This window comes from Aeromonas sp. SE22 (assembly GCF_038739755.1).
Lineage (GTDB): Bacteria > Pseudomonadota > Gammaproteobacteria > Enterobacterales > Aeromonadaceae > Aeromonas > Aeromonas jandaei.
Map to the genome: position 1 here is coordinate 65,539 of NZ_JBCGFD010000015.1, position 8,638 is coordinate 74,176.

Sequence of the window (8,638 nt, forward strand, 5' to 3'; positions counted from 1 at the left end):
CAATCAGTAGAAGGTTTTGCCCTGGGCGGCCATCTCGCGCAGCTTGTCGCTGACGCGGTAGAGCGGGCCCAAATCGGCATACTGGTCGGCCATGGCCACGTAGCGATCCAGACCAATGGTGTCCAGATAGCGGAACACGCCGCCGCGGAAGGGAGGGAAGCCCAGACCGTAGACCAGCGCGATGTCGGCTTCGGCTGGCGTGGCGACTATGCCCTCTTCCAGACAGAGCACCACCTCGTTGATCATCGGGATCATCATGCGAGCGATGATGGCGTCCTTGTCGAAATCCTGTTTCGGCTTGGCGATGGGGGCCAACAGCTCGTAGCTGGCTGCGTCGGCCACCTTCTTCGGTTTGCCCTTCTTGTCCTGTTCGTAGGCGTAGAAGCCCTTGCCGTTCTTCTGGCCGAAGCGGCTGACCTCGTACATCACGTCGATGGCGGTGCGACCTTCCTTGCTCATGCGTGCCGGGAAGCCCTGCGCCATCACGTCACCGGCATGGTGGCCGGTGTCGATGCCGACCACGTCCAGCAGGTAGGCGGGGCCCATGGGCCAGCCAAACTCCTTCTCCATCACCTTGTCGACGGCAGCGAAGTCGGCGCCATCGGCGACCAGCTTGTTGAAGCCGAAGAAGTAGGGGAACAGCACGCGGTTGACGAAGAAGCCCGGGCAGTCGTTGACCACGACCGGGGACTTGCCCATGGCGGCGGCGTAGGCCACCACGCGGTTGATGGTTTCATCGGAGGTCTGCTCGCCGCGGATGATCTCCACCAGCGGCATGCGGTGCACCGGGTTGAAGAAGTGCATGCCGCAGAAGTTCTGCGGGCGCTTCAGTCCCTTGGCCAGCAGAGAGATGGGGATGGTGGAGGTGTTGCTGGCGAGCACGGCGTCTTCGCCGATCACGCCTTCCACTTCACCCAGTACGGCGGCCTTCACTTTCGGGTTCTCGACCACGGCTTCGACCACGACGTCCACGCCTTTGACGTTGTCATAGCTGAGGGTCGGAGTGATGGCAGAGAGCACCTGGCCCATCTTGATGCCATCGATGCGGCCCTTTTCGAGCTGGCCGTTGAGCAGCTTGGTGGCTTCACCCATGCCAAGTGCCAGCGCCTTCTCGTTGATATCCTTCATCACCGCCGGAATGCCCTTGCTGGCAGACTGGTAGGCGATGCCGCCACCCATGATGCCGGCACCCAGTACGGCGGCGTGGCCAGTGGCCTTGCTTGCCTGCTTGGCAGCCTTCTTGGCCAGCGCCTTGATGTGTTGATCGTTGAGGAAGATGCCGACCAGCGCCTTGGCGACATCGGTCTTGGCCAGCTTGATAAAGCCCTGTGCCTCAACGACCAGCGCTTCGTCACGGCCCATGCCAGCAGCGGCTTCGACGGTTTTCACCGCGGTCATCGGCGCCGGGTAATGTTTGCCCGCCACGGCGGCAACCATGCCGGCGGCGGTGGTGAAGCTCATCATTGCTTCCAGTTTGGAGAGGCGCAGCGGGGCTTTCTTGGCGGCACGACGGCTCTGCCAGTCCAGTTTGCCCGCGATGGCGTCCTTGATCATCTGCAGTGCAGCACTCTGCAGCGCGTCAGGGGCGACCACGGCATCGATGGCTCCCACCTTGAGGGCGTCATCGGCACGGTAATCCTTGCCGGTGGTGATCCACTCGAGCGCGTTGTCGGCACCGATCACTCGTGGCAGACGGACGGTGCCGCCAAAGCCCGGCATGATGCCGAGTTTGGTCTCGGGCAGGCCGATTTTGGCGGTGGTGTCGGCCAGACGGAAGTCAGTGGAAAGGATGGTCTCGCAGCCGCCGCCCAGAGCGTGGCCCTTGATGGCAGAGAGGGTCGGAACCGGCAGATCTTCGATGGCATTGAAGATGTCGTTGGCCTTTTTCAGCCAGCCGAGCAGATCTTCTTGCGGCAGATCGAACAGTTCCAGGAATTCGGTAATGTCGGCACCGACGATAAAGGCGTCTTTGCCGGAGGTGAGGATCAGACCTTTTAGTTCACGTTCTTGTTGTAATGCGGCGATCGCTTCGCTCAGGGAGAGCAGGGTAGCGCGATCCAGCTTGTTGACTGAACCCGGGGCATCAAACCTCAGCTCGGCAATGCCGTTTTCGAGGTAGCTGACCGACAGGGTTTCGCCTTGGTAGATCATGAGAGTGTCTCCTTGTTCCCACTCAGTGGGGAGTGGTGCTCCTTAATCCCCAGCAGGGGGCGAGGCTCACTATTGATCCAAAAGGAGACATTTTCAACACCTATTTAAAACATTTGTTTAACAGTTGTCGAGTAAAAGCTCCTCATCACAAAACGGGCAAAAGAGAGGCGCCTTGCGGCGCCTCGGATAGATGTGAGTTTGTTATCAACTGGCCAGTTCCGGCCGGTTGCGATACTGGTTCAGCACCTCGGGATCGGCGAGGGCATGGGTATTGTTGACCGGCCGGTTGTGTACCACTTCCCGCACCGCCAGTTCGACGATCTTGCCGGACTTGGTACGTGGGATGGCATCCACCTGCAGGATGCGGGCGGGCACGTGGCGGGCGGTGCAATGTTGCTTTATTTGCTGGCGAATGCGCTCGCGCAGCGGCTCGTCCAGCTTGCAGCCCGCCTTGAGCTTGACGAACAGCACCACCCGCTCGTCCTGCTGCCACTGCTGGCCGATGACGATGCTCTCCTCCACCTCGTTCAGTTGCTCGACATAGCGGTAAATCTCGCTGGTGCCGATGCGCACGCCGCCCGGGTTGAGGGTGGCGTCGGAGCGGCCGTAGAACAGAATGCCGCCGGTCGGGGTCAGCTCGATCCAGTCGCCGTGACACCAGATGTTGTCGAACCGCTCGAAGTAGGCGGCGTGGTACTTGTCGCCATTCTCGTCGCCCCAGAAGTAGATGGGCTGGGCCGGGAACGGCTTGGTGCAGACCAGCTCGCCTTTCTCTCCCTGCACCGGCTGGCCCGCTTCGTTGAATACCTGCACCGCGAGACCGAGGCCGCGCCCCTGACTCTCGCCGCGATAGACCGGGCTGAGCGGGTTGCCGATGACGAAGCAGGAGCAGATGTCGGTGCCGCCTGAGATGGAGCTGAGCTGCACATCCTGCTTTATCTGCTGGTAGACGTAGTCGAATCCTTCCGGCGACAGCACAGAGCCGGTGCTGCAGATCAGCCGCAAGTGCGGCAAGTCGTGGCTGTTGATGGGGGCATAACCCTGTTTGTGCAGAGCATCGAGATACTTGGCCGAGGTGCCGAACAGGGCGACCTGCTCGTCGCGGGCGAGATCCCACAGCACGTTGCCGTCCGGGTAGAAGGGCGAGCCGTCATAGAGCACCAGAGTGGCGCCGGAGGCGAGGGCGCTTACCAGCCAGTTCCACATCATCCAGCCACAGGTGGTGAAGTAGAAGATGCGCTCCCCGGGCTTGATGTCGCAGTGCAGCTGGTGCTCTTTCAGATGTTGCAGCAGGGTGCCGCCGATGCCGTGCACGATACACTTGGGTTTGCCGGTGGTGCCGGAGGAGTAGAGGATGTAGAGCGGGTCATTGAAAGCCATCGGCTCGAACTGGAGGCCGGCGTCCGGTTGACTTGCTAGCAGTTGCTGCCAGTCGTGACCAAGCTGCAGCGGGTTGCCGAGCAGGGAGATCATCACCGTCTGCTTTATGCTGTCGATCTGGTTGACGACCCCTGCCACTTTGTCCTGAATATCAATGGCCTTGCCGTTGTAGCGATAGCCATCCACCGCAAACAGCACTCGCGGCCGTGTCTGGCCGAAGCGCTCTACCACGCTGGCCTCGCCAAAGTCGGGGCTGGTGGAGGTCCAGATCGCCCCCAGACTGGTGGTTGCCAGCATGGCTACCACGGTTTCCGGGATATTGGGCAGATAGGCGGCAACCACATCGCCACGACCAATCCCCTGATTGCGCAGCCATTGAGCCAGCCGGGCAACCTGTTCCCCAAGCTCACGCCAGCTCAGGGTGTGGCTTGGGCTCCCTTCGATGCGGGAGATGATGGCCGGGCTCTCGTCCTGGCGGCGCAGCAGGTTTTCGGCGAAGTTGAGGCGGCTGTCGGGGAACCAGCGGGTGCGCTGCATATCCTGACGATTCTCCGCCACTATGTTGCCGAGTTCGCCCTTGACGCCGCAGTGCTGCCACACCAGCGGCCAGAAGCGGGTGGTCTTTTCCACCGACCATTGCCACAGCTGCGGATAGTCCTGCAGTTGCAGGCCGTGGAAGCGGTTCACCTCTGCCATAAAGCGGTAGAGGTTGGATTGCTGCATCCTGAGCGGATCCGGTTGCCACAGGCAGAGGTTGTCCATGAGTAATCCCTGACTTCATGTATCTACCGGCAGTGTATTGAATTGTTTTTGATTTGTTAACGACTGGTTCTCTGTTGATAACAAACACGTTTGTAACGTATGCGTTACCTCACGAAGCGGCAGCTTGACGGGTCGAGCCGCCAAGCGCTTGATGTTATGCTGCAATCACATTCACCTCGGAGCAGGACGCCATGAGCAGCTACAGCCAACTTTTTGCCCAGCATCTCGATACTTTGCAGCAACGCACCCGCGATATCCTGCAGCAACAGGGACTTGGCGGGCTGGCCATCCACTCCGGCCAGACCCACCGCATCTTCCTCGATGATCAGGATTACCCGTTCAAGGTAAACCCGCACTTCAAGGCCTGGTTGCCGGTGCTGGACAATCCCCACTGCTGGCTGCTGGTGGACGGGGTGAACAAACCAATCCTGCTGTTCTATCGTCCGGTCGATTTCTGGCACAAGGTGGCGGATCTGCCCAATGCCTTCTGGGTCGAGTTCTTCGATATCCGTTTCCTGAGCAGACCGGAGCAGGTGGCCGATCATCTACCCCCCAACAAGCAGGAGTGGGCCTATCTGGGTGGTCATCTGGAAGTGGCCGAGCTGCTGGGTCTGACCCAGCCCAATCCGGAGGCGGTGCTCAACTACCTGCACTATCATCGTGCCTACAAGACCCCCTACGAGCTGGAGTGTCTGCGCGAGGCGAACCGCATCGGTGTCCGTGGTCATATCGCGGCCAAGGACTCTTTTATGGCAGGGGCGAGCGAGTTCGAAATCAATCTGGCCTACATGAAGGCGGTCGGGCAGGGGGCTAATGAGGCGCCCTACGGCAATATTGTTGCCATCAACCGCAATGCGGCCATCCTGCACTACACCCATCTTTCGGCCGTGCGGGTGCCTGATGCGGAGCGTTACTCCTTCCTGATCGATGCGGGCGTCGATTTCCACGGCTATGCCTCAGATATCACCCGTACCTGGGCGTGGCGGCGTGGCGAGTTTGCCGATCTCATCGCGGCGCTGGATGCGCAGCAGCAGGAGATCATCGGCGAGATCAAACCGGGTCGTCGCTACAACGAGCTGCATCTGCAGATGCACCACAAGCTGGCGCGCCTGCTGCAAGCGACCGAGCTGGTGGATATGTCGGTGGACGAGATGATCCACACCGGGGTGACCAACGTCTTCTTCCCCCATGGTCTCGGCCACTTCCTCGGCCTGCAGGTGCACGATGCGGGTGGTTTCATGCAGGATGAGCGCGGCACCCATCTGGCGGCTCCCGAGCAGTTCCCCTATCTGCGCTGCACCCGGGTGATGGAGGTGGGTCAGGTGTTCACTATCGAGCCCGGTCTCTACTTCATCGACAGCCTGCTGGAGCCGCTGCGTCAGGGCGAACAGGGCAAGCGAGTCAACTGGAACAAGGTGGAGGCGCTGCGTCCGTTCGGCGGCATCCGCATTGAGGACAACATCGTGCTGCACTCCAATGGGGTGGAGAACATGACCAGACAAGCAGGGCTCTGATGGCGGCAGCGTACTCCATTCCGGCCGCTCCATTGGAGCTCAGCGAAGAGATCAAGAAGAGTCGTTTCATTACCCTGATTGCCCACACCCCGACCGTCGAGGCGGCCAAGGGGTGGATCAACGAAATCAAGCGTCAACATCCGACCGCTCGCCATCACTGCTGGGCCTTTGTGGCGGGCGCACCGCAAGATAGTCAGGTCTATGGCTTCAGTGATGATGGCGAACCCTCCGGTACTGCGGGCAAGCCGATCTTGGCCCAGTTGATGGGGTCGGGGTTCGGTGAAATCTGCGCCGTGGTGGTGCGCTACTACGGTGGTATCCAGCTTGGCACCGGTGGACTGGTCAAAGCCTATGGCGGCGGCGTGGGGGCAGCCCTCAAGCAGCTGGTGACCGAACTCAAAGTGCCGCGCACTCCTTCCTCCATTCAGTGTGACTATGGCGACATGGGCGTGGTCGAGTCACTGATCAGCAGTCACAACGGCGAACTGCTGGCTGCCGATTACGGCCAGCAGGTCACCCTGCAGGTGGCGTGGGAGTCTGCAGTCTGGGAGCGGGTTGACCGCGAATTGACCGACAGAACCCATGGGCGGGTATCCCTTCAGCCTTTAGATGGCTAGAATCCATCGCTCTTTATCGTTTTGAAGTAGGAGCCGGAATGCACACCCTGAGCATTACTCGCATCGTTGGCCTGCTGGTTGCGCTGTTCAGCTCGACCATGCTGCTGCCAGCGCTGGTTGCGTTTGGTTATCGGGATGGTGGCGGCGCCGAGTTCATCAAATCTTTCCTCATGGCCCTGCTGCTCGGGGTCGCGCTCTGGTTTCCCAACCGTTATCACAAGAAGGAGCTTAGAGCGAAAGAGGGTTTCCTCATTGTGGTGCTGTTCTGGGTGGTACTGGGTAGCGTGGGGGCTGTGCCCTTTATTCTGAGCGATGCCCCGCATATGTCGGTTTCCGAGGCATTCTTTGAATCTTTCTCCGGCCTGACCACCACCGGCGCCACCGTACTGACCGGGCTGGACAATCTGCCCAAGGCGTTCCTGTTCTACCGTCAGCTGCTGCAGTGGCTGGGGGGGATGGGGATCATCGTGCTGGCGGTCGCCGTGCTGCCGCTGCTGGGTATCGGGGGCATGCAGCTCTATCGGGCGGAGATCCCGGGCCCGGTCAAAGATACCAAAGTGACACCGCGTATCGCCGAAACGGCCAAGGCGCTCTGGTTCATCTACCTGCTGCTGACCGCGCTCTGTGCACTGGCCTACTGGCTGGCCGGGATGACGCTGTTCGATGCGGTGTGCCATTCGTTTTCGACCCTGTCGGTCGGTGGTTTCTCTACCCACGATGCCAGCATCGGTTTTTTCAACAGTCCGGTCATCAACCTGATTACCGTGGTGTTCCTACTGTTGGCCAGCGTGAACTTTGCGCTCCACTTTACTGTCTTTTCCCATCGTCCGGTTCGGCTCGGGCGCTACCTGTATGACGCGGAGCTCAAGGTCTTTCTGGCTATCCAGCTGACCTTGGTGATGATCTGCTTTATCGCCCTGCTGACCCACGGGCACTACGCCACCTGGCAAGAAGCGCTCAATCACGGTCTGTTCCAGGCGGTCTCTCTGGGCACTACCACCGGCTATAGCACCACTACATATGCCGACTGGCCCTCTTTCCTGCCCATGCTGCTGATGTTCTCCGCCTTTATTGGCTGTTGTGCGGGCAGTACCGGCGGCGGCATCAAGGTGATGCGCTTCATGATCCTCTTCATGCAAGGGATGCGTGAACTGAAACGGTTGGTTCACCCCAGAGCTATCTATACCCTGAAGCTGGGGAAGCGGGCTGTGCCCGAGCGCATCGTTGAGGCGGTGTGGGGCTACTTCGCTACCTATATCATCCTCTTCTTTATATTCATGTTGCTGTTGCTGATGACGGGATTGAACGAAGTGACCGCATTCACCGCCGTGGCGGCTGCTTTTACCAACGTAGGCCCGGGTCTGGGAGAGGTCTCTGCCAACTTCGGGAATATTTCACCCGCTGCACAATGGGTGCTGGTGTTGGCCATGTTGTTTGGCCGATTGGAAATTTTTACGCTTCTGGTACTGTTTACCCCTGCATTCTGGCGTAGTTGAGGTTGTTATGGACAAGATTCTGGTGCTTTATTCCTCTCGGGACGGTCAAACCCGCAAAATCATCGATGTCATGCTGGAGGAGATGCCGGGATGCGAAGTGGTGATGCACGATCTGCATACCCTGCCCAAGTGCAATCTCAGCAAGTACAAGAAGGTGTTGATCGGCGCCTCTATCCGCTATGGCAACTTCCACCCCAGCCTGCTCAGTTTTATTCATGCCCACCATGAGCAGCTGGAAGTGGCCAATGCCGCCTTCTTCTGCGTCAACCTAACCGCTCGCAAGCCCGAGAAGCAGACACCGCAAACCAATGCCTATATGAAGAAGTTTCTGCGCCTCTCGCCCTGGAAGCCGAAAAACCTGGGGGTGTTTGCCGGTGCGCTGCAGTACTCTCGCTATAACTGGTGGCAGACCCGCATCATCCAGCTGATTATGAAGATTACTGGTGGTAGTACCGATACCAGTAAAGACCTCGAATTTACTGATTGGGAAAAGGTGCGCACCTTTGCACGCGAATTCTGGTCAAAAAGATAGCAATTCGATGTGAATATAGGGTTTATTGCCCCATAGAGCCCCGCCGATGCGGGGCTTTTGTTTAATAAAACAACGGTTGAAGCGAAAATCAGTAAAAAATGCCATTTTTTGCAATTTTCCTCTTGTCATCCCGGCGCGGCTCCCTATAATGCGCCCCTACCAGCACGGCGGAACACGCCAACCTGA

General features: G+C 59.3%; 6 protein-coding genes. 4 read left to right on the plus strand and 2 right to left on the minus strand.

The genetic code is table 11. The features are described from left to right. Positions 1-3 precede the first annotated feature (3 nt). Complete coding sequence (gene fadB / locus AAHA39_RS18130) at positions 4-2,151, minus strand: fatty acid oxidation complex subunit alpha FadB (RefSeq protein ID WP_320656944.1); 2,148 nt, start codon at positions 2,149-2,151, stop codon at positions 4-6. Between the two features lie 204 nt (positions 2,152-2,355). Further along, complete coding sequence (locus AAHA39_RS18135; RefSeq protein ID WP_320656943.1) at positions 2,356-4,293, minus strand: acetoacetate--CoA ligase; 1,938 nt, start codon at positions 4,291-4,293, stop codon at positions 2,356-2,358. Positions 4,294-4,484: 191 nt separating this feature from the next. Here AAHA39_RS18135 and pepQ point away from each other — a divergent pair, with 191 nt between their 5' ends. The 4 genes from pepQ to hemG are packed head-to-tail and all read left to right on the plus strand — an operon-like array spanning position 4,485 to position 8,452. After that, positions 4,485-5,807: a Xaa-Pro dipeptidase gene (pepQ, locus tag AAHA39_RS18140; protein ID WP_201968477.1), complete on the plus strand. Its 1,323-nt coding sequence runs from the start codon at positions 4,485-4,487 to the stop codon at positions 5,805-5,807. Further along, a complete protein-coding gene (locus AAHA39_RS18145) occupies positions 5,807-6,424 on the plus strand; it encodes an IMPACT family protein (protein ID WP_320656942.1) in 618 nt (205 codons plus the stop codon). The genes pepQ and AAHA39_RS18145 overlap by 1 nt, the downstream gene beginning before the upstream one ends. A gap of 38 nt (positions 6,425-6,462) precedes the next feature. Further along, a complete protein-coding gene (locus AAHA39_RS18150; RefSeq protein ID WP_201968475.1) occupies positions 6,463-7,920 on the plus strand; it encodes a TrkH family potassium uptake protein in 1,458 nt (485 codons plus the stop codon). A gap of 7 nt (positions 7,921-7,927) precedes the next feature. Next, positions 7,928-8,452 carry a menaquinone-dependent protoporphyrinogen IX dehydrogenase gene (hemG, locus tag AAHA39_RS18155; protein WP_043850526.1) on the plus strand — a complete coding sequence of 175 codons (525 nt, stop codon included), beginning with the start codon at positions 7,928-7,930 and terminating at the stop codon, positions 8,450-8,452. Positions 8,453-8,638: the final 186 nt, after the last annotated feature.